The organism is Streptomyces sp. NPDC048171 (assembly GCF_043202655.1).
In the GTDB taxonomy this organism is placed as follows: domain Bacteria; phylum Actinomycetota; class Actinomycetes; order Streptomycetales; family Streptomycetaceae; genus Streptomyces.
The window spans coordinates 278,838-302,690 of sequence record NZ_JBIDAU010000010.1 but is presented as its reverse complement, the minus strand read 5'-3'; the positions used below and the strand labels follow the sequence as shown (position 1 = coordinate 302,690).

Here is a 23,853-nt window from a genome sequence, read left to right as displayed (position 1 = left end):
AAACCCACTGGGCCGACCCCACCGCCGCCTCCTACCATCCCGCCATGAGCAATCCGAACGGCTTCGCCTACACCGCCTCCGCATCCGGCACCGTCCACATCACCCACCACAACCGTCCCGCCACCACCCTCAACGGCTCCCGAGCCTCCCGCTTCCTCCAAGAGGTCACCGCGGGCGACCCCCAGCTGGTCATGGCCCGCTGGACGGGAAACTACAAGCGCGGCAACGAACGCACGGCCCGCGACCACGCCCGCAACCGCCGCTGACCAGGCGAGACACGGCCCTGACCCGATTGGCCGCCGGGTAAGGGAACGGTAAAACGCGCTCGCTCGTTCACCCGGCATGACAGCTATGACCCCCGGCTCGAACATCCCCCTCTCCGCCGCCCGCGTGACGGTGGACGTCGCCGCTCCCGTGCGGCTCGACGTATCGGGCCTGCTGCTCACCGCCGACGGCAAGGTGCGCTCCGACGACGACTTCATCTTCTACAACCAGCCCACCGGCCAGGGCGTGACCTACCGCTCCGGTGGCGGCACCGCCCCGGACGCGATCGTGGTCGACACCGCCGCCGTCCCGCCGGGCATCGAGAAGATCGTCGTCACCGCCAGCCCGGACGCCGCCGGCCAGACCTTCCAGGGCATCGAACCGACCGCCACCATCCGCAACGCGGACGACAACTCCGTGCTCGCCAGCTTCACGCCCCCGCAGCTCGGCACCGAGACCGCCCTCGTGATCGTCGAGGTCTACCTGCGCAACGGCGCCTGGAAGGCCCGCGCGGTCGGCCAGGGCTACTCCAACGGGCTGGCCGGCATCGCCACGGACTTCGGCGTCACGGTGGAGGAACCGGCCGCCCCGGCGACGCCGCCGCAGCCCCAGGCGGTCACGCCACCGCCGCCCCCCGCGGCCGCGCCCACGATGCCCGCCGCACCGCCCGCACCGCCCGCCGCACCGCCGGCCCCCGCCCCGGGCACCGGCAAGATCAACCTCGACAAGGGCCGGGTCAGCCTCCAGAAGAACCAGACCGTCTCCCTGGTCAAGGGCGGCCGGCCGGTGCTCTCCCAGGTCAAGATGGGCCTCGGCTGGGAGCCTGCGTACCGCGGCAAGGACATCGACCTGGACGCGTCCGTCATCGCCTACGGCCCCCAGCGCAACCACATCGACAGCTGCTACTTCGGCAAGCTCTCGATCGTGAACGGCGCGATCAAGCACTCCGGCGACAACCTGACCGGCGAGGGCGGCGGCGACGACGAGGTGATCGTCGTGGACCTCGGCCGGCTCCCGCAGGAGGTCAGCGGCCTGGTCTTCACGGTGAACTCCTTCTCCGGCCAGAAGTTCACCGAGGTCGCCAAGGCGTACTGCCGCCTCATCGACGCCGCGAGCGGCGAGGAGCTGGTCCGCTTCGACCTCACCAGCGCCGAACCGCAGACCGGCGTGATGATGGCGAAGCTGATCCGCCAGTACTCCGGCGAGTGGGAGATGACCGCCATGGGCGACTTCGTCAAGTCCCGCACGGTCCGGGGCATGGTGAAGCCGGCCGGCCAGGCACTGTAGCGCCCCGCGCACGGCAAGGGGGCGCCCGTCCGCGGGGCGCCCCCTACCGCCGTGTCAGCCCCTCCATGAGCAGCGACAGATACCGCCTGACCGCCGTGCCGCCGTCCTCCCCACCCGCGGACTCGGCCGCCGTCACCACGCCGTGCAGCAGCCGCAGCACCTCGACCGGCTCCACGTCGGCCCGCATCGCACCGGCTTCCTGCGCGGCCCGCACCAGGCGGGTCGCCGCGCCGCGCACACAGTCGCCGCACGCGGGTCCACCACCGGTGACGGCCGTACCGAGCAGCGTCTTGAGGCCGCGCACCTGGAGCATCCCGACGGCCAGCTCGTCGAGCCACGCCATGAGCGCCGCCCCGGGCGGCCGGGCGGTCGCGATCACGTCGGCGCGCGCCGCGATCGCCTCCAGGCGCTCCAGGTAGGCGGCCTCCAGCAGCGCCTGCCGCGTCGGGAAGTGCCGGTAGAGGGTGCCGACGCCGACCCCGGCACGCCGGGCGATGTCGTCCAGGGAGGCACCCTCCCCGTGCTCGGCGAACGCCTCCGCCGCCACCGCCAGCAACCGCTCACGATTACGCCGGGCGTCCGCCCGCATGGGCCTGACCTGCGCCACAGCCCCTCCCTGCACAGCGGGCAACCTTCCGGGCACCCTACCGCGCGTGCTCGCCCCGGGCGTCCCACGGCCAGTCGGCGTCCCGGCCGGCCTCGAGCAGCGGAACCATCCGGAACGCGGCGTCGGAGAGCCCGCCGAAGGTGTGCCGGTTCGCCCGGCCCGACGGACCGTGGCCCGCCCGGTACCCGGCCAGGTTCCAGGTGTAGACGGGCACGTGCGCCGGGACCTGCTCGGTCGGGTCGCCGTGCCTGCTGTACGTGTACTGCTCGTCGGTGACGATCAGCACCCGGTCGTGCTTCTTGTAGTGGCGCCGCACCGCCTCGGTGGTGTCGGTGCCGCCGAGGTCGCCGAAGCGCTCCAGGACCTTCAGCACCGACTCGCCCTTGCGGTACGTCACGCGGTTGCTGGACGAACCGAACTCGACCAGGTCCGCGTCGGCCGCCCGCAGCGCCAGCGCCGTGCCGAAGACCGCGGCCGCGTCGGCCCGGGTCAGCTCGGAGCGGTCCGACATCCGCGAGTAGAACATCGAGCCCGACCGGTCCACGAGTACCAGCGTCCGGCCGCCCAGCGCGGGCACGTTGGCCAGCGAGTGGCCGAGCGCCTGCTCCAGCGGGTACGACCAGCGCAGCGACGGCGCGTGCCGGTAAGCGGCGAGGTAGCGGAAGGGGAACTGCCGCGAGCGCGCCACCTCGGCCGGGTCGCTGATCCGCTCCGCGACCCGGGCAGCGGCCTCGTCCGAGACACCGGCCTCGTCGAAATTCCGCAGGTTGCGGACGAGCGCCATCGCTCCCATGGACGGGATCACCGCTTCCCAGGCGGCCTTGTCCATCGGCCCCTGGAGCCAGCCGGCCAGCATCTCCCACGTGATGCCCGCCGCCGCGAGCCGCTCGGCACCGTCGGGTGCCGTGACCACCTCTCGCCGCTCGGGGGCGGGCAGCGCCATCAGCTCGCGGTGCGCGGTCAGGACGCGGTTCGAGGCGGGCGGCACCGCGGTGTCCGGGTTGTGCCGGCGGTCGAGGGCGTACTGGAACAGCTCGCTCTGCCACGGCTTGTCGGGGTCGGGTGCCGCGTGCACCAGGTTGAGGATGTCGCCGAAGCGGTAGCCCTTGGACGCGGTGTCGTACTTCAGCAGCGACTTGCCGTGGTAGAGCCGCCGTACGGCGTCGGCGATCCCCCGCTTGACCGGCTTCGGCACGGCGCGGCCGTACGTCGCGGTCCAGTAGGCGAGCAGTTCACCGGGCTCGTCGGGCCGCCGCAGCACGGAGGCGACGACCTGCCGGTTCGCCGGTCCTTCGGTGCCACCGTGGTCGAGCCGCGCCTTGACGTACTCGGCGGCGCCGACGATCGAGGCGGTGCGCAGGTTGCTCTCGCCGCGCAGCCAGCCGAGCAGGCCGGCCGTCCAGGACGGGTCGGCGACCGCGAGTTCGCGCACCAGCGTGGCGAAGCGGTCGTCGCGGGCGGCGCCGGACTCGTAGAAGGTCTGCTGGGAGACGAAGTTGGCGACCGCGAGCAGGTAGAGCTCGGAGCGCGCGTCGCGCTCGGTGCCCCGGCCGCCCTCGCAGGTGCGCAGCACGCGGCCCGTGGAGGTCACGCGCGAGGTGGGCTGCGCCTTCGCGGTCTTGGTGTTGAAACGCGCCATGGTGAATTCCCCCGAATTCTCGAAAGCCCGAAATCTCGAACATTTCCGGAGGGAGACACGGCAGCGGAAGGGTGCCCGAGGTCAAAATCGGCGACGGGACTGTGCGGATGCTCTGCCGAATTGAGCTACACCGACCCGAAGTCGATGACGGGATTCGAACCCGCAACCGTCCGATCAAAGGAAGTATCCGCTGCCTGCGCACCGGGCACCCTTCGACTGCTGGGCCTCCCGAGATCAAGTGGGCAGCGGCATGGGATTCTTTTGAGAGAAGAAGTAGCCGCGGCCCGCGCACCGGGAGGTGCATGAAGTTGTGGGTGTCCAGAGTTCAGGTCGGCGAAACCGACAAGGTGCTCCAACCCCTGAGCTACACCGGCGCGTTGTGCCGGTGACGGGACTCGAACCCGCGACCGCCCCATTATCAGTGGAAGTAGGTCCTGCCTTCGCACCTGGACGTTCATCACTCTAAAGGGCGGCCGCCGTTCGGGCGAGCGAATTAGTTATCCGCGCTTCTGGCGCTTCCACGGCCCCGTGATCGCCAGCATGATGCCGGGCGTCTGGATGTTGGCGTACAGGGTCCGGCCGTCGGGCGAGAAGGTGACGCCGGTGAACTCGCTGTACGACGGGTCGTCCTCGTCGCCGATGTTCAGTTCGTTGCGGGCGATGGGGTAGGTGCGCCCGCTGTCGGTCGCGCCGAAGAGGTGCTGGACGCCCTCGCCGTCCTCGGCGATGACCAGGCCGCCGTACGGGGAGACGGTGATGTTGTCGGGGCCGTCGAAGGCGCCGTCGGCGGACGGGTCGGCGTTGACGCCCAGGAGGACCTTCAGCGTCAGGGTGCGGCGCTTGGGGTCGTAGAACCAGACCTGCCCGTCGTGCGGGCGGCCCGGGCTCTCGTCACGGGAGTAGGAGGAGACGATGTACGTGCCGCCGTCCGCCCACCACATGCCCTCCAGCTTGCGGGCGCGGGTGACCTCACCGGCGGCGAACTGCTTGCGCACCGGCGTGGTCCGCGCGTCGCGGTCGGGGACGTCGACCCAGTCGACGCCGTAGACCGTGCCGGTCCTGGTCGCCCGGGAGAGGTCGTCGACGAACTTGCCACCGGAGTCGAAGCACTTGAAGGCCTGGAGGGACCCGGCGTCGTCGGCGAGGCCGCGCAGCCGCCCCCGGCCGTGCCGGAAGTGCTCCGGCGGGGTCCAGCGGTAGAGAAGGCCGTTGGGTCCTGAGGCGTCCTCGGTGAGGTAGGCGTGGCCGCGCTTGGGGTCGATGACGACGGCCTCGTGGGCGTAGCGGCCGAGCGCCTTGACCGGCCGGGGGTTCCGGTTGGCGCGCCGGTCCTCGGGGTCGACCTCGAAGACGTAGCCGTGATCCTTGGTCATCCCCTCCTCGCCGGCCCTGTCCTCGGTCTCCTCGCAGGTCAGCCACGTGCCCCACGGGGTGCTGCCGCCGGCGCAGTTGGTGGCGGTGCCCGCGATGCCGACCCATTCGGCGACGTGGCCGCCGCGCCGGACCTCGACCACGGTGCAGCCGCCGGCGGCGGCCGGGTCGTACACGAGGCCCTCGGTGAGCGGGACGGGGTGCGGCCAGTCGTCGCGGTGGCCGCCGAGTTCGTGGTTGTTGACGAGGAGCGTGGTACCGCGCGGGCCGTCGAAGGCGGCCGTGCCGTCGTGGTTGGACGGGGTGTACTCGCCGGACTCCAGCCTGGTCCGCCCGGAGTAGGTGATGATCTCGTAGCGGAAGCCGGCGGGCAGCGCGAGGATGCCGTCGGGGTCGGGGATCAGCGGCCCGTAGCCGACGCCGCCGTGGTGGTGGTCGTGGTCGTGCCCGCCGCCGTGCTCGTCCGCCGTGCTCTCGGACTCCGTGGACGCGAGGGCGTTCGGGGCGGTGGCGAGAGCGCCGACGCTGCCCGCCAGCGCGACCCCGGCGCCGGTGAGCGCGGATCGACTGGCGAAGTCCCTGCGGGTGAGCGACATGGTGTCTCCTGTGACGGTGGGCGTGCCGTGGAGGGTGGCGGACCTCGGTCCGGCGTCACGGTTCCGCCCGTGCCTGAACACGGATCCCGCCCGTCGCTGAACGGGAGCTGAACTGGCGGAGACCTCTCACCGCACGCCCGCGCCGTGCCGCTCAGCCGCCCTGCTGCGACCGCGCCTTGAACGCCGCCTTGCGGGCCTCCTTGGCGATCTTCTTGTCGGGGTGCAGCCGCCCCATCGCCTCCAGCACGTCCGGTGTGGCCGGGTGCTCGACCCGCCAGGCCGTGTCGAAGAACCCGCTGTGCTGCCGGGCCAGGCCCTCCACCAGGGCTCGCAGTTCCTCGGAGTTGCCCTCGGCCGCGAGCTGTGCGGCGAGGGTGTCGACGGTCAGCCAGAAGACCATCTCCTGCGGCGGGGCCGGCACGTCCCGCGCGCCGTGCTCGGTGAGCCACACCCGGGCGAGACCGCCCAGTTCGGCGTCGTCGAGGACCTCGCGCAGCGCGGGCTCGGCCTCGGTGCCGACGAGCGAGAGGGCCTGCTGGCAGCGGAGCCGGCGCAGGGGTGCGCCGGGGTCGGAACCACGGGCCGCAGCGAGCAGTTCGCGGGCGGCGTCGAGCGGGCTCCGCCCGGCCAGCCACAGCTCGGTCTCGGCGTGTGCGGCGGCCGGCGGGAAGGGCGCGGTGCCGTCGAGGAGCGCGTCGGCACCCTTGTCGGCCAGGTCCCCTACGGCGGGCGCGTCGAAGCCGGCGTCCAGCAGCCGGGCGCGCAGTCCGTACAGTCCGAGCGGGGTGAGCCGCACCATGCCGTAGCGGGCGACGTCGGTCTCGTCGACGGGCGCCGCGGGTTCCTCGTCGGCGTCGGCCATCAGGGCCTCGTCGACCGGCTGGTACTCGACGAGCCCGACCGGTTCGAGCAGCCGGAACTGGTCGTCCAGGCGCATCATCGCGTCCGACACCTGCTCCAGGACCTCGTTGCTGGGCTCGCCCATGTCGCTGGGCACGATCACGGAGGCGGCCAGCGCGGGCAGCGGCACCGGGGCCTCGCCGGGACCGTCCTCGCCGACGGTGAGCAGGTAGAGGTTGCCGAGCACGCCGTCGAGGAACTCGGCCTCGGCCTCCGGGTCCCAGTCGAGGGAGGACAGGTCGACCTCGCCGCCCTCGGCCATGGCGTCGACCAGGTCGTCGAGGTCGGGGACGCTCGCGTCGGCGAGGACGGCCTCCAGGGCGGTGACCCACAGCCCGAGCACGTCCTGCGGCGAGCCGCCGGTCAGCAGGGCGAGGTCCTCGCCCGCGGCGACGGTGCCCGCCTCCTCGTCGGTGATCTCGACGAGCCCGGTGTCGACGGCGATCCGCCATGCCTCGCTCGCGTACGCCGCGGCGTCGTCGCCGGTCAGTCCGAGCAGCTCGGCGGCGGCCGGCAGCTGCTCCTCGACGAGTCCGCCCCCGGCGTCGACGCGGGTGTCCGCCCCGGCCCAGCGGGCCAGCCGCGCGGCCCGGGCGAGGACCGGCGTGGACAGTGCCTCGCGGGCCAGCTCCGCTTCGGGGCGCAGCCGTGCGGGCGGCAGGGTGGAGCTGTCTGACATCGGCTGTTTCTCCTCGCGCGCCTTGACCGCCGTACGGCCGAATCCGGATGCCGTACGGCTCGACGGCCCAGCCTAGACGGGTTTCCACCCATGCCGCCCGGTTCATCTCACCGCCGGGTGCCGTACATGGCCGAAACCTTGACAACCCGCGTGAGCAGGCAGGAGATTGACGCGCGTAGAAAGCGGGGGAAGAGGCGGGGGACACGTGTTGACGCGGGTCCGTGCGCCCTGTGGTCCCCCGCCGTCCACCCTCGTCCCGGCGCCACGTCACGTCCCCGGAGGGATCCCGTTGGCCAGCAAGTCCTCCACGCGCCTCGCCGCGCTCACCGTCGCCGCAGTGTGCTCGGCGGCGTCCACCCTCGTCCTCACCTCGCCCGCGCGGGCCGGCTCCGCATCCGAAGGCCTGGTGCGGGTCCACGACGTCCAGGGCAGCACCCGTCTGTCGCCGTACGCGGGCAAGCAGGTCACGGACGTGGCCGGAATCGTCACCGGCGTCCGCGGCTACGGCTCCTCCAAGGGGTTCTGGATCCAGGACCCGCGGCCCGACGCCGACCCGGCCACCAGCGAGGGCGTCTTCGTCTTCACGAACGCGGCCCCGACGGTCGCCGTCGGTGACGCGGTCACCGTCTCGGGCACGGTCTCGGAGTACGTCCCGGGCGGCACGTCCTCGGGCAACCAGTCGCTGACGGAGATCACCCGCCCGACGGTCACCGTCGTCTCCGGCGGCAACGCGCTCCCCGCGGCGACGACCGTCTCCGCCCGCTCCGTGCCGCGCGCGTACGCCCCCGAGGGCGACCCGGCGGCGAACGGATCCGTCAACAACCTGCGGCTGCGCCCCGACCGGTACGCCCTGGACCGCTACGAGTCGCTGGAGGGCATGACCGTCCGGGTCGCCGACGCCCGGGTGGTCGGCGCCACCGACCCGTACACCGAGCTGTGGGTCACGGTGAAGCCCTGGGAGAACCGGAACCGCCACGGCGGCGCCGTCTACGGCTCCTACGACGCCCGGAACACCGGCCGGCTCCAGATCCAGTCGCTCGGCAAGCCGGCCGACTTCCCCGACGCCAACGTGGGCGACACCCTCGCCGGCACCACCGCGGGGCCGCTCGACTACAACCAGTTCGGCGGCTACACCCTGGTGGCGAGCGAGATCGGCGCCCTGGAGAGCGGGGGCACCGAGCGGGAGTCGACCCGCCGGCAGAGCGGCCGGGAGCTGGCGGTGGCGACGTACAACGTCGAGAACCTCGACCCCTCGGACGACACCTTCGCCGCGCACGCCGACGCGATCGTGCACAACCTGAAGGCGCCCGACATCGTGTCCCTGGAGGAGATCCAGGACAACAACGGCGCCACGGACGACGGCACGGTGGCCGCCGACGCGACGGTCGGCAGGCTGATCGACGCGATCGTCGCGGCCGGCGGCCCGCGCTACGAGTGGCGGGGCGTCGACCCCGTGGACAAGGCGGACGGCGGCGAGCCCGGCGGCAACATCCGCCAGGCCTTCCTGTTCAACCCCGAGCGGGTCTCGTTCACGGACCGCGCGGGCGGCGACGCGACCACCGCGACGGGCGTGCGCAGGGTGCGCGGAGAGGCGGAGCTGACGCACTCCCCGGGCCGTGTCGACCCGGCGAACCCGGCCTGGGAGAACAGCCGCAAGCCACTGGCCGGCGAGTTCGTCTTCCGCGGCCGCACCGTCTTCGTCATCGCCAACCACTTCAACTCCAAGGGCGGCGACCAGGGCCTGACGGCGCAGTACCAGCCGCCGTCGCGCTCCTCGGAGACCCAGCGCCACCTCCAGGCGAAGGCCGTGAACACCTTCGTCAAGGACATCCTCTCCGCGCAGCGCAACGCCGACGTCGTCGCGCTGGGCGACATCAACGACTTCGAGTTCTCGAAGACCGCGCGCATCCTGGAGGACGGCGGCGCCCTGTGGTCGGCGGTCAAGTCGCTGCCGAGAAGCGAGCGTTACTCGTACGTCTACCAGGGCAACAGCCAGGTCCTCGACCAGATCCTGGTCAGCCCCTCGATCCGGTGGGCGGGGCGGCTGTCGTACGACAGCGTGCACGTGAACGCCGAGTTCCACGACCAGGTCAGCGACCACGACCCGCAGGTGCTGCGGTTCCGTCCGTGACCTGAGGCCCGGTGGGGCGGGTTCAGCGGGGTACGAGGCCGAGGGCGTGGTCGTAGCGGGCGACCGTGCTGCTCTTCAGGCCCGGCCAGTTCTGGACCCGCCGCCACGCGGCCGTCGCCGAGCCGATCCCCTCGCCGGGCGCGGCGAGAGCCTCGATGTGGGCCTGAGCGCTCTCCCACTCCGCGTAGTTGAGGACGCGGGTGCCGTCGGTGCTGAGGTGGAAGTGGGCGGAGATGCCGCCGGGGTGCTGCTCCGGATCGCTCTCCAGTGCCTCGAAGACGGCGTCGACCCAGGCGCGCTGCCGGCCGGGGTCGGGGCTCTCGAACTCGATGTCGACGATCACGACGCACCCCGGGACGGGCGCGGTGCCGTTCTCGCGGGTGCCGCTGCGGTAGCGCCGGTACCTGTCGAGGCCGACCCGCTCGATGCCCGGCACGGCGGTGTCGATCTCGTCGACGCGCTCCTGGCGGTGGACCTTCACGAAGCCGTCGAAGGCCTGTTCGCTCGTCCACTGGGAGTGGTGGAGCAGGGTGCTTCCGTCGTGGCCGGTGTAGACGTGGTAGCCCAGCAGGCCGTCGGCGGGCCAGGGCCGGCGCTCCCAGGTGCGGGCGATGGCGTCGACGGTGAGGCGCTGCCGTTCGGGGGTGCCCACCCGCCAGGTGCTGAAGAGGGGCGCCCGGACGTCGGGACGGTCGAGTACGGGGTGTGCGTCGGTACGGCGGGTCATGCCGGCCTCCACGGGTCGGTGGTCGTCGGGTGCACGCACCACCCTGTGACCTCGACCTTGGTTGAGGTCAAGTGCGGCCCGGTGCCGCCACGTCGGCCGGTACGACGCGAGCGACGAGGGGCACCCCGTGGGCGGTGCCCCTCGTCGCTCGCGTCGTACCCGCGTGTGCCGTGGTTCAGCGGAGCCCCTGATGGCGGTGGCGCAGCACACCCGCCGTGGCCAGGGCGCACGCGGCGGCGCCGGCGACCAGCAGCACCCGCGGATGCCCCAGCCCCGTCCGCACGGCGCCGCGCGCCCGGTCCGGCACGTGTTCCTCGGCGGAGTGACCGGCCCGGCCCGCCCTGTCCTGCACGGTGTGGCCCGCGTGCGCGGCGGAACTGCGCAGTTGCACGGTCATGGCGCCAGCCTTGTCCCGCAGGTCGGCGGCCCGGGCCTTGGCGCGGCCCTTCACGTCCGCCTTGCCCGCCAGTTCCTCCACGGTGTCGCCCAGCTGGCTGCGGGTCTCCTCGATCTGCCTGCGCAGTTCGTCGGGGCCCTTGGCCCCGGTGGGCTGCGCGGTGGAACCGGTCCTCGGGCGGTCCCCGCTCGTCGCGTCGGTCATCGATGCGCCCTTTCCCTGATCTGGTCCACGTCGGCCCTGACACTGCCGAGGGCCTCCTCGGGCTTGGGGGGTACGGCTCGACGGAGCTGGGCGCGACCGGTCGCGGCGAGGATGCCGGCGATCACGAAGAGCGCCGCCGTCACGATGAGCGCCGCGGCCCAGACGGGCAGGACCAGCGAGAGCGCGGCGGTGGCCGTGCCGGCGAGGGCGAACAGGCCGACGTACGCGACGGCGCCCGCGGCACCGAGCATGCCGCCGCCGCGCCCCGCGCGCTTGCCCTTCTCCGCCAGCTCCAGCTTGGCGAGGGACACTTCCTGGCGCACGAGCCGGGAGAGCTGCTCAGTGGCCTGACCGACGAGTTCGCCCACGGAATGGTGCTCGTCGTGCACCGGCCTGGTGTGCATGGTTCCGGTCACGGTGTACCTCCTCCTCTCGGTTGGAAGCACCCCGGGTACCCCGCGCCGCCGGGCACTACCCCTGCCCTGGTCCCCAGCGGGTCCGCACCCCATCCGTACAGTATTCCTTACACACATCTCGTAGAAGAATTAAGTGGAGCTACAGTGTCGGGCTGCCGACACTACTCCCATGACGACAGACGACGACCGCCCCGCTCCTCCCCCCTTCGGCCGTGCCCTGTGCGCGATGATCACGCCCTTCACCGACTCCGGGGCGCTGGACCTCGACGGCGCCCAGCGGCTCGCCGACCGGCTGGTGGCGGCGGGCTGCGACGGCCTGGTGCTGTCCGGCACCACGGGCGAGTCGCCGACCACCACGGACGCCGAGAAGTCGGCGCTGGTGACGGCGGTGCGGGAAGCGGTCGGCAGCCGTGCGGCACTGGTCGCCGGGGTGGGCACGGCGGACACGCGCCACACCGTCGAGCTGGCCCTGGCCGCGGAGAAGGCCGGCGCGGACGGACTGCTGGTGGTCGCGCCGTACTACAGCCGCCCCCCGCAGGACGCCCTGGAGGCGCACTTCAGGGAGATCGCGGACGCCTGCGGGCTCCCCCTCGCCCTGTACGACATCCCCGGCCGCACCGGCACCCGCATCGAGCCCGACACGCTCGTCCGCCTCGCCGACCACCCGCGCGTCGTCGCCGTCAAGGACTGCTCCTACGACCTGCTGGGCACCCAGAAGGTCCTGTCCCGCACGCCCCTGGCGTACTACGCGGGCTGCGACGAACAGATCCTCGCCCTGTACGCGATCGGCGCCGCCGGGTACGTCAGCACGGTCGCGAACGTCGTCCCGGGACTGTTCCGCGCCCTCCTCGACGCCTTCGACGCGGGGGACACCGGAGCGGCCGCACGCCTCCAGCGCCGGGCGCTCGGCCTGATCGAGCCGATGATGGCGGCGGGCCTGCCCGGCACGGTCACCACGAAGGCGCTGCTCGGCGCGCTGGGCCTGCCGTCCGGCCCGGTCCGCGCACCGCTGCGGGCCGCGGACCGGGAGACGACCGCCGAACTGCTGGCGGCATACCGGGAACTGACGTCCGAGGCGGCTCAGTTCCAGGCGTAGCCGTCGCCGAACAGCAGGGTGTGCTCCAGTACGTCCTCGGCGGGGTCGTCGATCTGCCCGACGTGGACGTTGAGGAGCCCGACCCGGGGGCCGTTGTGCGAACCGGTCGTCGTCTCGTCGGCGTGCGCGGCCCCCGCCGGAACGCAGCACACCAGCACGGCGGCCCCCGCCCCGGTCAGCCAACGCGCCATGATCCTCGCCCGCTCGTTCGTCATACCAGGTCCTCGTCTCGTCGGATCGGCGTCTGATCGGACTCTGTGTCCACCCGTTCATCCGCCAGGGCCGCCGCAAGGTCACGGGCCGTCATCCGTACGTGCGGGGGCGCGTGGGGTCACGACCGGGCGACCGCCCCCCTACGGCACCAGGTCGCGCGCCGCCGAGAACGCTTCCGTGGGCTCGTAGTAGGCGTTCCAGACCTCCACGGGGACCTTCTTGTACACGAGGAGGAACTGGGTCATCAGGTCCTCCATGGAGGTGGGGTGCGGTTCCTCCTCGTCGTCGATGAACCGTCTCAGGACGGGCTCGATCAGGTTTTCGCCCCGGTCCAGGGCGTCCCGCAGGTCGCCGATGCGGGTCATGTCCTGCGTGTTCAGGAAGTGCACCAGATCCCTGCGGTCCACGGGCGGTACGGGGTCGGAGTCGCCGAGCAGCGGCCAGCCGATCCGGTGGGCAACCTGGCGCACTCGCGCCACCAGGGGATCCTCACGGATCCACGCCGTCACGGAGTCGACGTTGACCTCCAGGTCGTAGGTGCCGCTGCGCACCTCTCGGACGTAGTCGGCGGAGATCCGCTCCCCCTCCAGCCTGATCTTCGAGAACTCCTCGTCCGCCAGCTCGAAGAGGGCACTGAGCCGGAACAGGCGCCGCCGCAACTCCCTGGGGCTGTCCTGGGACTTCTTGTAGTCCAGCTTGTGGTTGACCGCGGCCCACGCGTGCTGGAGCGCCGTCCGCACCTGGACCTCCGCCTTGAGGCCGGCGAACTCCCGCCACTCGGGGAGCGAACTCCTCGTCTCCGCCAGCTCCAGAACCAGATGGAACGACGCGTACCCGAACTCGTTGTCCGCCAGCTCCGCCTGCTTGTCACCGCTGTGCTCCTCCAGCACGGAGAACTCCTGCCGGATGATGCTCGCGATCCTTTCGACGTCCTCCACGTAGTACGCGATGATGCGGATCCCCGCCAGATCCGTCACCTCGGCCAGCGGATCGTCGTACTTCCCGCCCTTCCGCTGGATCTTCTCCGTGAAACTCGCGACGTCCTTGGCCCTGCCCTCCATCTGCACGTACTCGATGCCGTACGTCTCCAGCACCAGCGCGAGCAGATCCTGGAGCTTCTCGCAGTACCGCTCGTACGTGTTCCGCACCGCCGAGTAGGCGGCGGTCCAATCCGCCCCGGAACCCGTCTCCTCCTTCACGCACCCCTCCCCCATGTGACCGGACGTCACATCCTCCCAGAGGCCCCCGGCCCCGGACGGCGCTTCCCCCAGAACCACGAGAGCGCCCTCCCGAACGGCCCGGAGACCGTCCGCGGGGGCGCTGCCCGGTGACCGGGCGGGTCAGTTGTGGCTGTTCTGATCACCCTCCAGGTCAGACGCACGACCCGGGCCGTGGGCCGTATCGGGGCCGTCCTGGGGGTGGTTCGGGCCGCGAAGGACGCGATCGACGGCGGCACGGGTGCGAGCCTCGCTGTTCGGCATGAGGTGGGTGTAGGTGCGAAGCGTGAAGCTCGGGTCGTGGTGACCGAGGTACTCGCTCAGGGCCTTGATGCTCTCCCCCGCGTCCAGGAGGACGGAGGCGTAGAAGTGGCGCAGCGCGTGCATGCCGTTCTCGCGGCCGAGGGGTATGCCGGCAGAGACGAGCGCCGGACGCCATACGGCCCGGTTGAAGCGGAACCGGTGTAGCCACTGCTGCCGCGGGTTGACGAACAGCAGCGATGCCGTGACGGCCGGACCCTCCAGGGTCTTCCACGGCAATGTGACGTTCACGGGCTGGTGCTTGGTGATCTGCGCTTCCAGCGCGGCGGCCACCGACTCCGGCAGTGGCACATAACGCTCCTTGCCACCCTTGGGCGGCCCGAAGACCGCCTGGACACTACGGATGAGCTTGACCTGCCGGGTGACGCGGAGGACCCCGCCCAGGAAGTCGATGTCTTCGACCGCCAGGCCGAAGATCTCACCCTGCCGGAGACCGCAGCCCGCCCCGAGGGACACCATCTCCCGGTAGACGTCCGGCAGCGCCTCGTGCATGGCCTTGACCCGGTCGACCGACCACGGCTTGACCTTGCGACCGTCGAGCGAGGGCGCACGCACCGAGCGAGCCCGGCACGGATTCTCGGCGATGACCCGGTCCTCCACGGCGGCCGTGAAGACGGCGGACACGTTGGCGAAGATGGACCGCCGGTAGGAGGCGGCCCGCCCGGTCTCCTCCAGCTGGCGCATCCAGGCGCGGAGGTGCGAGGGCCGGAAGGACGCCAAGGGCCGGTCACCGAGGTACGGCAGGGCATGAACCCGCAACCGGATCTCGACGCTCTCACGGGTCACCGGGTCGATCGTGAGCCCCGCCATCCATTCCTTGGCGTACTGCCCGAAGGTCACCGCACCGGCCGCCGGATCGATGTATCGCCCTTGCGACATGTCGGCTTCGATGTTGGACAGCCAGGCGTCAGCCTTGCGCTTCTGCTTGTCCGGGAAGCTCTTCGACTTCTCGGAGCCGTCCGGCGCGATGTACCGGGCGCGGTAGCGGTGGCCGACGCCGTACCGCTCGGTCTTGACCTTGACGGTCTTGCCGTCCGGGCCGGGGACGTTCTTGTACCAGCGGTCTTGCACGTGTCCGGCCATCAGGCAGCAGCCCCTTCCATGCGGGACTGCACCCAGCTCTGCACGTCTTTCGGGTCGTAGCGCAGGTGACGACCGACCCGGAAGCCGCGGGGCCCCAGACGCTTGCGGCGCCACTGGTAGACGGTCTCGACGCTGGGCAGGTCGAAGAGCTGGACCAGGTCTTCCGGCGTGAGGTAGCGCTCAGGCAGCCGAGTCGGCATGCTCACCACTCCCCCTCGGTGTGCAGCTCTGCCAGAGCTTCGCGAGCGGTCTCGCGGTTGGCTTGCAGATCGCGGGCGATCGTGGCGGCGAGGGCGGATTCACCGGGGGTGTGGCCGTGGCCGGCATACTGCCAGTCGGCCAGCACGAGGACGGTGTCAGGCTCGCGGTCTTCGAGCGCGAGGGCTTCCCGTTCCTGCGCGGCGCGGAAATCGGCACGGGCCTGTCGCAGGGTGCCGAGCGTGGTCGAGTAGCGGCGGCTCTTGCTGGAGAAGTGCCCCCGGAAGCCGAGCATGTGAGCCCAGGCCCACAGGCGCCGGTCCGGGTACAGCCCGTCCAAGTGACGGCATGCGGTGATCAGGCGCCGGGCGTGGTCCGGGACGTCGTGACGGTCGAGTTCGGCGAGTTCGCCCACCCGGCGATCGAGGGTTCCGGTGTTCTCGGCGGCCTTGGTCGCGTACTTCGCCACGTACGAGGCCACGGCCTGCTCTGTGAGATCGGAGCCGTCCCCGAACGCCTTGACCGGCCGGACGTCGAGTTGGCGACCCCACCGGAACGTACGGGCGGGCTGGTCCCCCGAGGCGGGGACACTGACGGTCGTGTACGAGTGATCGGCGGCGGCCCTGATCGCATCACTGAGCAGCTCCGTGCTGGCCCAGGACGGAGCCGCCGAGTCTGGTCCGTCGGCCCCGTCGATGCGGATCACGGCGTGGAAGTGCACGGCGCCCCGCTTCTGGAACTCCGCGACCTTGCCGTACGAGAGGCGAGCGCACTCCTTCAGCTCGCGCTGCGTCAGGCCCGCGCGGGCGGCGATCTCGCGCCGGAGACGGTTCGTGAACCGCTGCCAGAGGTCCCCGGCATGGTTGTTGAACAGGACGCTGCCCGCGTAGTCGTACGTCTCCGGATCCAGCGCGGTACCGAGGGCGGAGTCGTCCGAGGCGTGCCGAGTCCCGCAACGGCAACGTCCGTGATCGGGCCGGTTGTGGACCGGGCCGAACGAAGGCGCCGTGAGCGTGGCGAAGACGCGGGGGTGATTCCGGACCGTGGCAGGTATCTCCTTGTCCTCGTCTCCGGCGAGCCCGGCGCGGATCAGACGGTAGGTGTCGCCCGCGTAGGTCCAGGCGCACGACGGGCAGCGAGAAGCACGGCGGTTGCCGCAGGCCACTCGGAGACGTCCGCCCGGCTCATGCTCGGTGGAGTAGTGGTGCAGGGTCTCGCCGGTGGTCTTGTCCTTGTGAATGACCCAGCCCGACAGGTGGACCGGATCGGCGCAGCCACCGGTGCGGCGGACCTGGTCCTGCCAGCGGTCGAAGCCCGGAGACCCGGCCACCCTCAGCGTGTCGGAGAGGGTGACCGGGTCCAGGCCCGCGAAGGTCGCGGGGTTGGTCATGCGCGACCCCCGGCGAACTGGGCGACGGAGGCGGGCAGTGTGCCGGCACCGTGGCAGGCCGGGCAGTCGACGGCGAGCGTGGGCAGTTGCCCGGAGGCGTCGCGGTCGCCGGAGGATACGGCGGCGGTGGCGAAGCCGTCGCAGTTCGGGCAGATCCGCGGGGATGCGGAGGTGGCCGGGGCGGAGCCGGTCATGATGGAGGTTCCTTCCGGTTGAGAGATCGGACAGGGAAGGCGCCCGGAGCGGACGAGACTTGGCGGTTGAGGCCGCTCCGGGGGCTGCTTAGCGCCGCTTGGACTCGGAGGCGAGCAGCGAGCGCAGGACGACGGCGCACACGGCGACCGAGGCGCCGGTGATGGCGACCGCGAGCAGCATCGAGACGAGGACGGCGCCGACGACGAGGACCACGGCGGTCCCACCACCGACGAGGGCGAGCACGGAGCCGGGCGTGAGCTGGACCGTGGGACGAGCGGGCGCCGGAGCCGCCATGACGGGCGGCGGGGCCTGGACGCTCGGGACGACGGCGGTCGGCTCGATGACGGTGGGGGAGGAGACGAAGCCGGTCGGTGCGGGATTGGTCGGGACCTTGGGACGCAGCATGGGTGATCTCCCTTCGAGGTGGACTACTTGACGAAGCCGTCGACGGCGGGGGCGAAAACGCTGTCGGCGAGAAGGAACCCGCCGAGCAGGAGCACGCCGATCAGCCACCAGGGCGGGCGGATGAGCTTGACGCCGAGGACTCCGACGATCAGCAGGGCGAACCAGAGCGGGACGTCCATGACGATGGCCTCCTAGCGGACCTTGCAGCGGTGGGTGCGGGCGGCGAGCTGTGCGGCGGACTGGCTGGTGTAGTCGGCGGACCAGCCGCAGCCGTCGGAGCTGCACACGGCGGCGTGCTTGGTCTGGCCGTGGCGGTCACGGTGGGTGCCAATCTGCACCGGTCCGATCCGCATCACGGAGTGGAAGAAGTCGCGGGCAGGCATGACGGGTGATCTCCTCTCGGTTCAGGCGAGTTGGGCGGCGATGGCATCAGCCATGGGCGCGGGGACACCGAGGCGAGCGCGAAGCGTGTCGGTGTCGATGCGGGCGCCGGTCCGTTCCTCGTGGTCGGCGGCGACCTTGCGGGCGTGGTCGACCAGCGCCGCGGGGACTGGCATTGCGGGAGCAGGATCAGCGGCTGGTAGTGCCGGCACATCCTCAGCGGCCGCGATCGGCTCAGGCTCAGCAGCGGGAGCAGGCTCCGGGCTGGGGACGGAGGCAGGGGCTGCCGTGGACGGCGACGGGACCGGCGGCCCCTCTTCGCTTCCGGAGTTGGGAGCGTGAGCGAGCAGCGTGCCGCCGAGGAAGGCGAGGGCAGGCCACCCGGCGACGCCGAGCCGGAGGAGAGCGGGCGGGTGCTCCAGGTCGAGGAACCCGGCCGTGGCGACGTTCGCGCCGAGCGAGGCCACCAGGGCGATCAGGAACCAGCACCAGGCCAGCCGGGACGGCCCGTCATTGCGCAGCCGTCGCCAGGCGGCGACCAACAGCAGGTCGACACTGACCGGGTAGGCCCATGCCTTCCAGCCGGTCTGCCCGGCAGCGGCGGCGAGGTCGTGCAGGTGGGCGAAGGACAGGGCACCGGCGATCACGGCCTGAACGAGAACGGCGTCCGGGCGAATCGAGCGGGTCATGTCGTCACCTCCTTCGCGAGGGTCAGGCCAGGGAGAGGGCGCTCTCAGGCCGCAGCCGGAGCGGACTCGACGACGGGCACCAAGGCCGGGGCAGGAGCGCCGAGCGCGGGCCGGAAGGGAGCCAGAGCGGGGACGTCCGGGGTCAGGTCGGCGTGCCGGTTGCAGATGTTCACGGCCTTCCGCAGCGAGGTGTGCGGGGCACGGATCCGGGCCCAGCCGCCCGTGGAGTCACCCGTGACGGCGACGCCCGGCGTGTCCGTGGGGATCTGGATCGCGGCCAGCACGGCATCCGGCGCAATGTCGCCGAAGGCCATGTTGGCGCTGGACTCGTCGTTGACGCGGTGTGCGGTACGGCCGGTGAGCTGGGCACGGAGCATCGTGATGCCCTTGCCGAGTTCGGAGCCGAACCGCTGTCCGCAGATCTCCAGATAGATGCCGGCCGCGCGGCCGAGCTGGGCGAGACGGGCGAGCGCGGTGATGATCCGGTCCCGCCGCTTCTCCTCGTCCTTGGTCGCGAAGAGGGCGAGTTCGGCCACCTCGTCGACCAGGACCACGATGGGTATCGGGCGCAGGTCCTCGCGCAGGTTCCAGATATCGGCGGCGATCTCGGCGTCCGGCACGTCAGCGGTGATGCGCTGCTCGGCACGGATGAGCTGGTAGACGTCCTCCATGTGGGACACGAGCGCTTCGAGGAGTTCGGCGGCGGAGTCGGGGTCGTCGGCGAGCGCGGAGAAGCGACGCGCCAGCGGGAACAGCTCTACGCCCTGCTTGCAGTCGATGCCGACGAGGGCGACCCGCTGTGAAGCCAGCGACGCTACGAGGTTGCGCTGATAGACCGACTTGCCGGACTCCGTGGCACCCAGGGTCAGCGCGTGCGGAACCGTGCGGTAGTCGCGGAAGTGGACGGAGCCGTCCTCGCGCAGGGCCACCGGGACACGCATCGGACGGGTGTCGGTGAGGGCGGGCATCTGCACGCGCTTGAGCACGTCATAGCCGGTCATGCGCACTTCGACCACGCCGGAGCGCAGTTCACGAGAGGTGACGCCGTACATGGCGAAGGAGTGCCGGAGCCGGTCGCACGACGCGGTCACGTCGAAGGCGTCCTGACCGGGCCGGAGCTTGAGCCGGAGCACCAGGCCGGTGCGGGTCGGCCGCACCCGGAGGATGCGCGGGGCCCGAGGGCCGGGAACGGGCCGGTTGGTCATCCGGGCGAGGCCGAGGCGCCAGCGTGCGGCGGGAACCGTCAGGCCGCAGGCGTCCATGACCGAGCCGTACCGGACCAGGACCCGCAGGGCCGCGAAGGTGACCCCGAAGGTCAGCCAGAACCAGGCGGGGCGCCGCCACCGCAGGAGACCCGCAGCGGCGGCGACCAGCGCCAGCAGGACGATGAGCGACGTCACGGTCAGGCCGCCTTCGACTTCGACGTGTCGGCGGCGAGCGAGGTGACGGCGACCGCGCGGAAGGCGATGCCGTGCCGCTTCTGGCCGTTGAACTCGTTCTCCCACGGCCGGGCGATCAACCCCGTGAGCGCGACCGGGGTGCCCATGGTCAGCTCTCCGGAGACGCCGGTCTCCGGCACGGTAACGTTCAGGATCTCGACGTCGCCGTTGAGGGCGAACATCACGTTCACGGTCATCAGGGTCGCGCCGGTCTCGGCGTCGGTGGCGATCTCACCGGTACGGCGGTCACGGATCTTCGGCTCGGGGGCCTGGGCCACCATCACGGTGGCGGTGGAGGTCTCGACGGGGATCTGACGCATCGTCTGTGCTCCTGTTCTCGTATGAGCCGCAATGCGGCGCGGTGAGATCAGGAGACCGCGAGAGGTAGTGGACGCATCACGGTCCGTATGGACGTTTAGGGACGTCTGAGCTATCGTCAAAACGTCCCTACGGCGTCCCAGGGGAGGACACGTCATGGCGAACGAGCGTCTGCGCGCGGCGATTTCAGCAAAGGGCGAGACGATCCAGTCTGTGGCTCAGCACGTCGGAGTGGACCCCAAGAGCGTGGAACGGTGGATCACGACGGACCGCACACCGCACCGGGGACACCGCTGGAAGGCCGCGAGCTTCCTCGGCGTCGATGAGGTCTACATCTGGCCCAGCGTGCAGAAGCAGGCGGAGACCGCGAGCACGTCAGAACTGATCACGTACTACCCGCACCGGGGAGCCGTGCCAACCGCCCTGTGGTCGTCGCTGATCGAGAAGGCGAAGGACCAGGTAGACGTCCTCGTGTACGCGGGACTGTTCCTCTTCGACAGCCACCCGGACCTACCCGACCAGTTGGCGGAGAAGGCCAAGGCCGGAGCACAGATCCGGATCCTCCTGGGAGACCCCGACTCCGAAATGGTCCGCCAGCGCGGTGAAGAGGAGGGCATCGGCGGCGACCTGGCCGCACGCGCCCGCATCACACGTCGCTACCTCGAACCGGCGATGACGACGCCCGGCGTCGAGGTCCGCTTGCACGACACGATCCTCTACAACTCGATCTACCGGTTCGATGACGACGTGTTGGTGAACCCGCACGTGCTCGGAGCACCGGCCGGACAGAACCCGGTCCTGCACTTCCGGTACATCCCGGGAGCCCGGACGTTCCGGCACTACATGCGCAGCTTCGACTACGCCTGGGAGCGCGGAGGTCCCGCGTAGGGGTATGCCGGCACAACCGCCACCGGCCCCCGGACATGCGAGGCTTGACCCATGGCCCGCATCGACTACTTCAACGACCCGGACGCCCCGAAGGCGAACAGCATCGTCCCGTCAGTAACCGCGGTGGCGGTCAACGAGGCCGGGGAAGTCCTGCTCATCCACAAGACCGACAACAACCTCTGGGCCCTGCCCGGCGGTGGAGTCGACGTGGGCGAGTCAGCCCCGGACGCCGCCGTACGGGAGACGAAGGAAGAGACCGGCTTCGACGTCGAGGTGACGAGCCTGGTCGGCATCTACACCAACCCGGCTCACGTCATGGCGTACGACGACGGCGAGGTCCGCCAGCAGTTCTCGATCTGCTTCCGGGCCCGCATCGTCGGCGGCGAGCTGCGCACGAGCAGCGAGAGCAAGGAGGTGGCGTTCGTGGACCCGAGCCGACTCGACAGCCTGAACATCCACCCGTCGATGCGGATGCGGATCGATCACGGTCTGACTGAACGGTCCGAGCCCTATATCGGCTGACGCTTCCCCGAGCGATCCCCCGGCAGATACCGGCGCAGCAACCGGATGGCAGGAGCGTGGTTGTAGCGCTCGGCGACCTGAAGCGGAGTCTCGCCAGTCGCATCGGGCAGGTCCGGGTCGGCACCGTACGCGAGGAGCACAGCCGTTGTTGCCACGGTGAGCGGATCACCACTTTGCAGCGCCGAATCGCCTTCCGTCTCCACCGCGTGCGTCAGGGGAGTCGCACCGTTGCCTTCGTCAGGGTCTGCGCCCGCGTCGAGCAGCCGAGCCAGCAGTTCCACGTCCTGGTGCTCAACAGCGAAGAGCGTCGGAGGCCACCAACGGCTTCCATCGATGAACGCCCGTTGGCTCGGCGGCAGTGACGTGAACGCCCTCATTCGTCGCTTGGTGCGCTCGACGGCCGCACCGAGGTACGGTCGCGCCTTGCTGATCGCGTTGTGCACTTCGCTGCCCGGCTCGTAACGGACGAGGATCTCATCGATCCGCTGGTCGAAGTCGAAGGACTGCCCGGCGGGGCCCGTGGTCATGTCAGCGAAGATCAATGCGTCGAGGACGGCAGAGTCCTCCCGCTCGTAGACGGCCAGCTCCTCCGAGAGGCAGCGCTGCTCCGCTTCGTACACGGCTCCGGAGTGGTGGGCGACCAACGCCACGAGACGTGCCGGCGCACCCAGCGATTCCAGGTGACGAGCACCATCGAGGGGATGGAATCCGGTGTCACGCAACTCGGGGGCGTAGCCGATGTCATGCAGCCACGCAGCGGCGACGAGGAGATCCCGATCAGCCTTCGACACAGCCGCGATGGCCTCTTGAGCCCGAGCCGCCACCGCCTGAGTGTGCAACCAGCGGTTCCCGAGCTGGGGAAGCAGAGACTCGGAGAGTTCGGCCGCTCCCCGAGGCGTATCCAGTGCAGAAGGCATGTATGGAACGGTAGCCGAGAGGAGCGGCGAGCCGACAGACCACGATCGATCATGGGGCGCGGTAGAAGTTTCCCTACTCCATCAAGGCCCGCGCACGGCGCGGGCGCGCGCCGCCTCTACGGCGCGGCCCGCCTCCTGTCTTCGCCCCGGCTGGCCGCGCCCGGCGGCGCGCTCGGCGGCTGCGGGCATGAAGGTGGGGAGACACCCTCTGTGGCTGGGGCGGTCGGCTCCACGGCTTTAGGCAGCCACTTTGGAGCGAGCCTCTAAGATCTTGGCTTCAACGTCGTGCTTTAACGGGCAGGTCCACAGACTGCCCGACTCGCCATCAGCTTACGGGGCCAAGATCACTCGCCCCAAAGCAGCTCCAGCCCAAAGCCGCTCCGCCGACCTTAGTGAGACTCGACCGTGTCAGTCGTCCAATTCCAGATCAGGCGTAATAATCGACGGCCTGATCTGGCGATATACCGCAATCGGGATAACGGCTACGGCTGGCCACACGGGAGCTTCACTCAGCCCCATTCCCTCCATAGCCCTACTGGATTCCTGAATCATTTTCTCCAGAACTCGACGGCTCATCTCCTCGCGCTCAAGTACACCCTGCAAGGTTTGAACTACCCGTTCCAGCCGAACGGTAGGCGCCGCATGATCCCGCTCTGGAACCCTACTGATCGACGCAATCGTCGTCCACTCCTGCGGGTCCGCCCCCAGACGTGAAAATAGCACCGCTTTCTCGCCAGAGAGATATCCTCCAGGATCAGAAATTACACCAGAATACTGGCATTCCCAGTCATCTTCACCGCAAGGATAAACCCGGAGAGTCAGGTGATCGCCGTACATTGCTCGAACAATCTTAGTGACGTCTTGAGAAAAACTATCATCTTCACTCAGGGAGTCCATCGCCGTAGCCGATGCCGCGAAAGAGGCTGGGTAAATGATGGAAGTTGGAGCCGTGACCCTGATCAACGACCCAGGATTAAGCGCCTTATGAATGCGTCCGCGATTCCAGTTCTTCGCCTTTTTTGAAACCTCGCTAACATCTAACAGCATGTCAGCGTACTGGGCGGCTTCTTCAAGCATTGCAACGTGAAGGTCAGCAAGAGATCGCACCTCTTGTTCACGTACACCCTCGTCATGTTGCGGACCGCCGAGATCCGTTAGTGAAGCAGTCCATTTCTTAGTCTGCTCAGACTTCCGCTCTTCAGGGAGACCAGAGGAAAGCTGGGCGAGCAGCGTCCTCACCCTGGGTGTGTCGACGTACAGGTACTCACGCACGCTCGCTCTGCCCATCTGGTTGGACATGCCATCTCCACAGTAGACCGTAGGGGTTTGGACCATACTCAGACCCACCAGACCGTGACCTGTC

Annotated in this window: 27 protein-coding genes and 1 tRNA gene; 6 read left to right on the top strand and 22 right to left on the bottom strand. The window is 70.3% G+C overall.

All coding sequences use genetic code 11. The features are described from left to right. Window positions 1-44: 44 nt before the first annotated feature. Complete coding sequence (locus ACGF3J_RS28455) at window positions 45-266, top strand: hypothetical protein (RefSeq protein ID WP_393855031.1); 222 nt, start codon at window positions 45-47, stop codon at window positions 264-266. 85 nt (window positions 267-351) lie between these two features. Further along, window positions 352-1,551: a TerD family protein gene (locus tag ACGF3J_RS28450; RefSeq protein WP_393855063.1), complete on the top strand. Its 1,200-nt coding sequence runs from the start codon at window positions 352-354 to the stop codon at window positions 1,549-1,551. Between the two features lie 43 nt (window positions 1,552-1,594). Here ACGF3J_RS28450 and ACGF3J_RS28445 read toward each other — a convergent pair whose 3' ends face one another. The 5 genes from ACGF3J_RS28445 to ACGF3J_RS28425 all read right to left on the bottom strand — a co-directional run bounded on the left by ACGF3J_RS28445 (window position 1,595) and on the right by ACGF3J_RS28425 (window position 7,343). After that, on the bottom strand, window positions 1,595-2,158 hold the full coding sequence (locus ACGF3J_RS28445) for a TetR/AcrR family transcriptional regulator (RefSeq protein WP_393855030.1): 564 nt from the start codon (window positions 2,156-2,158) through the stop codon (window positions 1,595-1,597). A gap of 37 nt (window positions 2,159-2,195) precedes the next feature. Then, window positions 2,196-3,797: a TROVE domain-containing protein gene (locus ACGF3J_RS28440; RefSeq protein ID WP_393855029.1), complete on the bottom strand. Its 1,602-nt coding sequence runs from the start codon at window positions 3,795-3,797 to the stop codon at window positions 2,196-2,198. 383 nt (window positions 3,798-4,180) lie between these two features. Beyond that, window positions 4,181-4,250: transfer RNA gene (locus ACGF3J_RS28435), tRNA-Ile, on the bottom strand. A 44-nt stretch (window positions 4,251-4,294) separates the two neighbouring features. Continuing rightward, window positions 4,295-5,764, bottom strand: a complete 1,470-nt coding sequence (locus ACGF3J_RS28430) for a PhoX family protein (RefSeq protein ID WP_161328602.1) — start codon at window positions 5,762-5,764, stop codon at window positions 4,295-4,297. Window positions 5,765-5,915: 151 nt separating this feature from the next. Beyond that, window positions 5,916-7,343 carry a hypothetical protein gene (locus ACGF3J_RS28425; RefSeq protein WP_393855028.1) on the bottom strand — a complete coding sequence of 476 codons (1,428 nt, stop codon included), beginning with the start codon at window positions 7,341-7,343 and terminating at the stop codon, window positions 5,916-5,918. A gap of 289 nt (window positions 7,344-7,632) precedes the next feature. On the opposite strand from ACGF3J_RS28425, the gene ACGF3J_RS28420 reads away from it, so the two are divergent. Further along, window positions 7,633-9,474, top strand: coding sequence for an endonuclease/exonuclease/phosphatase family protein (locus tag ACGF3J_RS28420; protein ID WP_393855027.1), 1,842 nt, complete (start codon window positions 7,633-7,635; stop codon window positions 9,472-9,474). Between the two features lie 22 nt (window positions 9,475-9,496). Here the strand turns inward: ACGF3J_RS28420 and ACGF3J_RS28415 are convergent, their stop codons facing one another. The 3 genes from ACGF3J_RS28415 to ACGF3J_RS28405 all read right to left on the bottom strand — a co-directional run bounded on the left by ACGF3J_RS28415 (window position 9,497) and on the right by ACGF3J_RS28405 (window position 11,218). After that, window positions 9,497-10,201 carry an antibiotic biosynthesis monooxygenase family protein gene (locus ACGF3J_RS28415; RefSeq protein ID WP_393855026.1) on the bottom strand — a complete coding sequence of 235 codons (705 nt, stop codon included), beginning with the start codon at window positions 10,199-10,201 and terminating at the stop codon, window positions 9,497-9,499. A gap of 175 nt (window positions 10,202-10,376) precedes the next feature. Next, window positions 10,377-10,802, bottom strand: a complete 426-nt coding sequence (locus ACGF3J_RS28410; protein WP_393855025.1) for a DUF3618 domain-containing protein — start codon at window positions 10,800-10,802, stop codon at window positions 10,377-10,379. Continuing rightward, window positions 10,799-11,218 carry a phage holin family protein gene (locus tag ACGF3J_RS28405; RefSeq protein WP_234953415.1) on the bottom strand — a complete coding sequence of 140 codons (420 nt, stop codon included), beginning with the start codon at window positions 11,216-11,218 and terminating at the stop codon, window positions 10,799-10,801. Before ACGF3J_RS28405 ends, ACGF3J_RS28410 begins: the two co-directional genes overlap by 4 nt. Window positions 11,219-11,387: 169 nt before the next feature. On the opposite strand from ACGF3J_RS28405, the gene dapA reads away from it, so the two are divergent. Next, window positions 11,388-12,314: a 4-hydroxy-tetrahydrodipicolinate synthase gene (gene dapA / locus ACGF3J_RS28400; protein ID WP_393855024.1), complete on the top strand. Its 927-nt coding sequence runs from the start codon at window positions 11,388-11,390 to the stop codon at window positions 12,312-12,314. Here dapA and ACGF3J_RS28395 read toward each other — a convergent pair. The 12 genes from ACGF3J_RS28395 to ACGF3J_RS28340 all read right to left on the bottom strand — a co-directional run bounded on the left by ACGF3J_RS28395 (window position 12,299) and on the right by ACGF3J_RS28340 (window position 20,165). Beyond that, on the bottom strand, window positions 12,299-12,529 hold the full coding sequence (locus tag ACGF3J_RS28395) for a hypothetical protein (RefSeq protein ID WP_393855023.1): 231 nt from the start codon (window positions 12,527-12,529) through the stop codon (window positions 12,299-12,301). The two genes, dapA and ACGF3J_RS28395, sit on opposite strands and share 16 nt — an antisense overlap. A 138-nt stretch (window positions 12,530-12,667) precedes the next feature. Then, complete coding sequence (locus ACGF3J_RS28390; RefSeq protein ID WP_161328594.1) at window positions 12,668-13,726, bottom strand: hypothetical protein; 1,059 nt, start codon at window positions 13,724-13,726, stop codon at window positions 12,668-12,670. Window positions 13,727-13,867: 141 nt separating this feature from the next. Continuing rightward, entirely contained in the window at window positions 13,868-15,148 is a 1,281-nt protein-coding gene (locus tag ACGF3J_RS28385; RefSeq protein WP_393855022.1) for a tyrosine-type recombinase/integrase, read from the bottom strand. Beyond that, on the bottom strand, window positions 15,148-15,348 hold the full coding sequence (locus ACGF3J_RS28380) for an AlpA family transcriptional regulator (protein ID WP_064727266.1): 201 nt from the start codon (window positions 15,346-15,348) through the stop codon (window positions 15,148-15,150). The genes ACGF3J_RS28385 and ACGF3J_RS28380 overlap by 1 nt, the downstream gene beginning before the upstream one ends. A gap of 2 nt (window positions 15,349-15,350) precedes the next feature. After that, window positions 15,351-16,736: a replication initiator protein RepSA gene (gene repSA / locus ACGF3J_RS28375; RefSeq protein WP_161328593.1), complete on the bottom strand. Its 1,386-nt coding sequence runs from the start codon at window positions 16,734-16,736 to the stop codon at window positions 15,351-15,353. Further along, window positions 16,733-16,930, bottom strand: coding sequence for a hypothetical protein (locus tag ACGF3J_RS28370; protein ID WP_161328592.1), 198 nt, complete (start codon window positions 16,928-16,930; stop codon window positions 16,733-16,735). Before ACGF3J_RS28370 ends, repSA begins: the two co-directional genes overlap by 4 nt. An 88-nt stretch (window positions 16,931-17,018) precedes the next feature. Continuing rightward, a complete protein-coding gene (locus ACGF3J_RS28365; RefSeq protein ID WP_064727269.1) occupies window positions 17,019-17,336 on the bottom strand; it encodes a hypothetical protein in 318 nt (105 codons plus the stop codon). 23 nt (window positions 17,337-17,359) lie between these two features. After that, a complete protein-coding gene (locus tag ACGF3J_RS28360; RefSeq protein WP_114531874.1) occupies window positions 17,360-17,515 on the bottom strand; it encodes a hypothetical protein in 156 nt (51 codons plus the stop codon). Window positions 17,516-17,527: 12 nt separating this feature from the next. Continuing rightward, window positions 17,528-17,719: a mobile element transfer protein gene (locus ACGF3J_RS28355; RefSeq protein WP_007387681.1), complete on the bottom strand. Its 192-nt coding sequence runs from the start codon at window positions 17,717-17,719 to the stop codon at window positions 17,528-17,530. Between the two features lie 21 nt (window positions 17,720-17,740). Then, entirely contained in the window at window positions 17,741-18,406 is a 666-nt protein-coding gene (locus tag ACGF3J_RS28350) for a DUF2637 domain-containing protein (protein ID WP_161328591.1), read from the bottom strand. A gap of 44 nt (window positions 18,407-18,450) precedes the next feature. Beyond that, a complete protein-coding gene (locus ACGF3J_RS28345; RefSeq protein ID WP_161328590.1) occupies window positions 18,451-19,806 on the bottom strand; it encodes an FtsK/SpoIIIE domain-containing protein in 1,356 nt (451 codons plus the stop codon). Window positions 19,807-19,808: 2 nt separating this feature from the next. Beyond that, complete coding sequence (locus ACGF3J_RS28340; RefSeq protein WP_161328589.1) at window positions 19,809-20,165, bottom strand: hypothetical protein; 357 nt, start codon at window positions 20,163-20,165, stop codon at window positions 19,809-19,811. 154 nt (window positions 20,166-20,319) lie between these two features. On the opposite strand from ACGF3J_RS28340, the gene ACGF3J_RS28335 reads away from it, so the two are divergent. Both ACGF3J_RS28335 and ACGF3J_RS28330 read left to right on the top strand, forming a co-directional pair. Continuing rightward, window positions 20,320-21,051 carry an XRE family transcriptional regulator gene (locus ACGF3J_RS28335; protein WP_114531877.1) on the top strand — a complete coding sequence of 244 codons (732 nt, stop codon included), beginning with the start codon at window positions 20,320-20,322 and terminating at the stop codon, window positions 21,049-21,051. Window positions 21,052-21,102: 51 nt separating this feature from the next. Beyond that, window positions 21,103-21,573, top strand: coding sequence for an NUDIX hydrolase (locus ACGF3J_RS28330; RefSeq protein ID WP_161328588.1), 471 nt, complete (start codon window positions 21,103-21,105; stop codon window positions 21,571-21,573). Here the strand turns inward: ACGF3J_RS28330 and ACGF3J_RS28325 are convergent. Beyond that, window positions 21,561-22,490: an HDIG domain-containing metalloprotein gene (locus ACGF3J_RS28325; RefSeq protein ID WP_346346099.1), complete on the bottom strand. Its 930-nt coding sequence runs from the start codon at window positions 22,488-22,490 to the stop codon at window positions 21,561-21,563. The genes ACGF3J_RS28330 and ACGF3J_RS28325 overlap by 13 nt on opposite strands. Window positions 22,491-22,898: 408 nt before the next feature. Next, window positions 22,899-23,789 carry a hypothetical protein gene (locus ACGF3J_RS28320; protein WP_161330765.1) on the bottom strand — a complete coding sequence of 297 codons (891 nt, stop codon included), beginning with the start codon at window positions 23,787-23,789 and terminating at the stop codon, window positions 22,899-22,901. Window positions 23,790-23,853: the final 64 nt, after the last annotated feature.

Bases quoted from the DNA above. Each gene is read 5' to 3' on its own strand.
- ACGF3J_RS28455 (WP_393855031.1), top strand. From the start codon at position 45: ATGAGCAATCCGAACGGCTTCGCCTACACCGCCTCCGCATCCGGCACC.
- ACGF3J_RS28450 (WP_393855063.1), top strand. From the start codon at position 352: ATGACCCCCGGCTCGAACATCCCCCTCTCCGCCGCCCGCGTGACGGTG.
- ACGF3J_RS28440 (WP_393855029.1), bottom strand. From the start codon at position 3,797: ATGGCGCGTTTCAACACCAAGACCGCGAAGGCGCAGCCCACCTCGCGC.
- ACGF3J_RS28430 (WP_161328602.1), bottom strand. From the start codon at position 5,764: ATGTCGCTCACCCGCAGGGACTTCGCCAGTCGATCCGCGCTCACCGGC.
- ACGF3J_RS28425 (WP_393855028.1), bottom strand. From the start codon at position 7,343: ATGTCAGACAGCTCCACCCTGCCGCCCGCACGGCTGCGCCCCGAAGCG.
- ACGF3J_RS28415 (WP_393855026.1), bottom strand. From the start codon at position 10,201: ATGACCCGCCGTACCGACGCACACCCCGTACTCGACCGTCCCGACGTC.
- ACGF3J_RS28410 (WP_393855025.1), bottom strand. From the start codon at position 10,802: ATGACCGACGCGACGAGCGGGGACCGCCCGAGGACCGGTTCCACCGCG.
- dapA (WP_393855024.1), top strand. From the start codon at position 11,388: ATGACGACAGACGACGACCGCCCCGCTCCTCCCCCCTTCGGCCGTGCC.
- ACGF3J_RS28395 (WP_393855023.1), bottom strand. From the start codon at position 12,529: ATGACGAACGAGCGGGCGAGGATCATGGCGCGTTGGCTGACCGGGGCG.
- ACGF3J_RS28385 (WP_393855022.1), bottom strand. From the start codon at position 15,148: ATGGCCGGACACGTGCAAGACCGCTGGTACAAGAACGTCCCCGGCCCG.
- ACGF3J_RS28380 (WP_064727266.1), bottom strand. From the start codon at position 15,348: ATGCCGACTCGGCTGCCTGAGCGCTACCTCACGCCGGAAGACCTGGTC.
- repSA (WP_161328593.1), bottom strand. From the start codon at position 16,736: ATGACCAACCCCGCGACCTTCGCGGGCCTGGACCCGGTCACCCTCTCC.
- ACGF3J_RS28370 (WP_161328592.1), bottom strand. From the start codon at position 16,930: ATGACCGGCTCCGCCCCGGCCACCTCCGCATCCCCGCGGATCTGCCCG.
- ACGF3J_RS28365 (WP_064727269.1), bottom strand. From the start codon at position 17,336: ATGCTGCGTCCCAAGGTCCCGACCAATCCCGCACCGACCGGCTTCGTC.
- ACGF3J_RS28360 (WP_114531874.1), bottom strand. From the start codon at position 17,515: ATGGACGTCCCGCTCTGGTTCGCCCTGCTGATCGTCGGAGTCCTCGGC.
- ACGF3J_RS28355 (WP_007387681.1), bottom strand. From the start codon at position 17,719: ATGCCTGCCCGCGACTTCTTCCACTCCGTGATGCGGATCGGACCGGTG.
- ACGF3J_RS28350 (WP_161328591.1), bottom strand. From the start codon at position 18,406: ATGACCCGCTCGATTCGCCCGGACGCCGTTCTCGTTCAGGCCGTGATC.
- ACGF3J_RS28340 (WP_161328589.1), bottom strand. From the start codon at position 20,165: ATGCGTCAGATCCCCGTCGAGACCTCCACCGCCACCGTGATGGTGGCC.
- ACGF3J_RS28335 (WP_114531877.1), top strand. From the start codon at position 20,320: ATGGCGAACGAGCGTCTGCGCGCGGCGATTTCAGCAAAGGGCGAGACG.
- ACGF3J_RS28330 (WP_161328588.1), top strand. From the start codon at position 21,103: ATGGCCCGCATCGACTACTTCAACGACCCGGACGCCCCGAAGGCGAAC.
- ACGF3J_RS28325 (WP_346346099.1), bottom strand. From the start codon at position 22,490: ATGCCTTCTGCACTGGATACGCCTCGGGGAGCGGCCGAACTCTCCGAG.
- ACGF3J_RS28320 (WP_161330765.1), bottom strand. From the start codon at position 23,789: ATGTCCAACCAGATGGGCAGAGCGAGCGTGCGTGAGTACCTGTACGTC.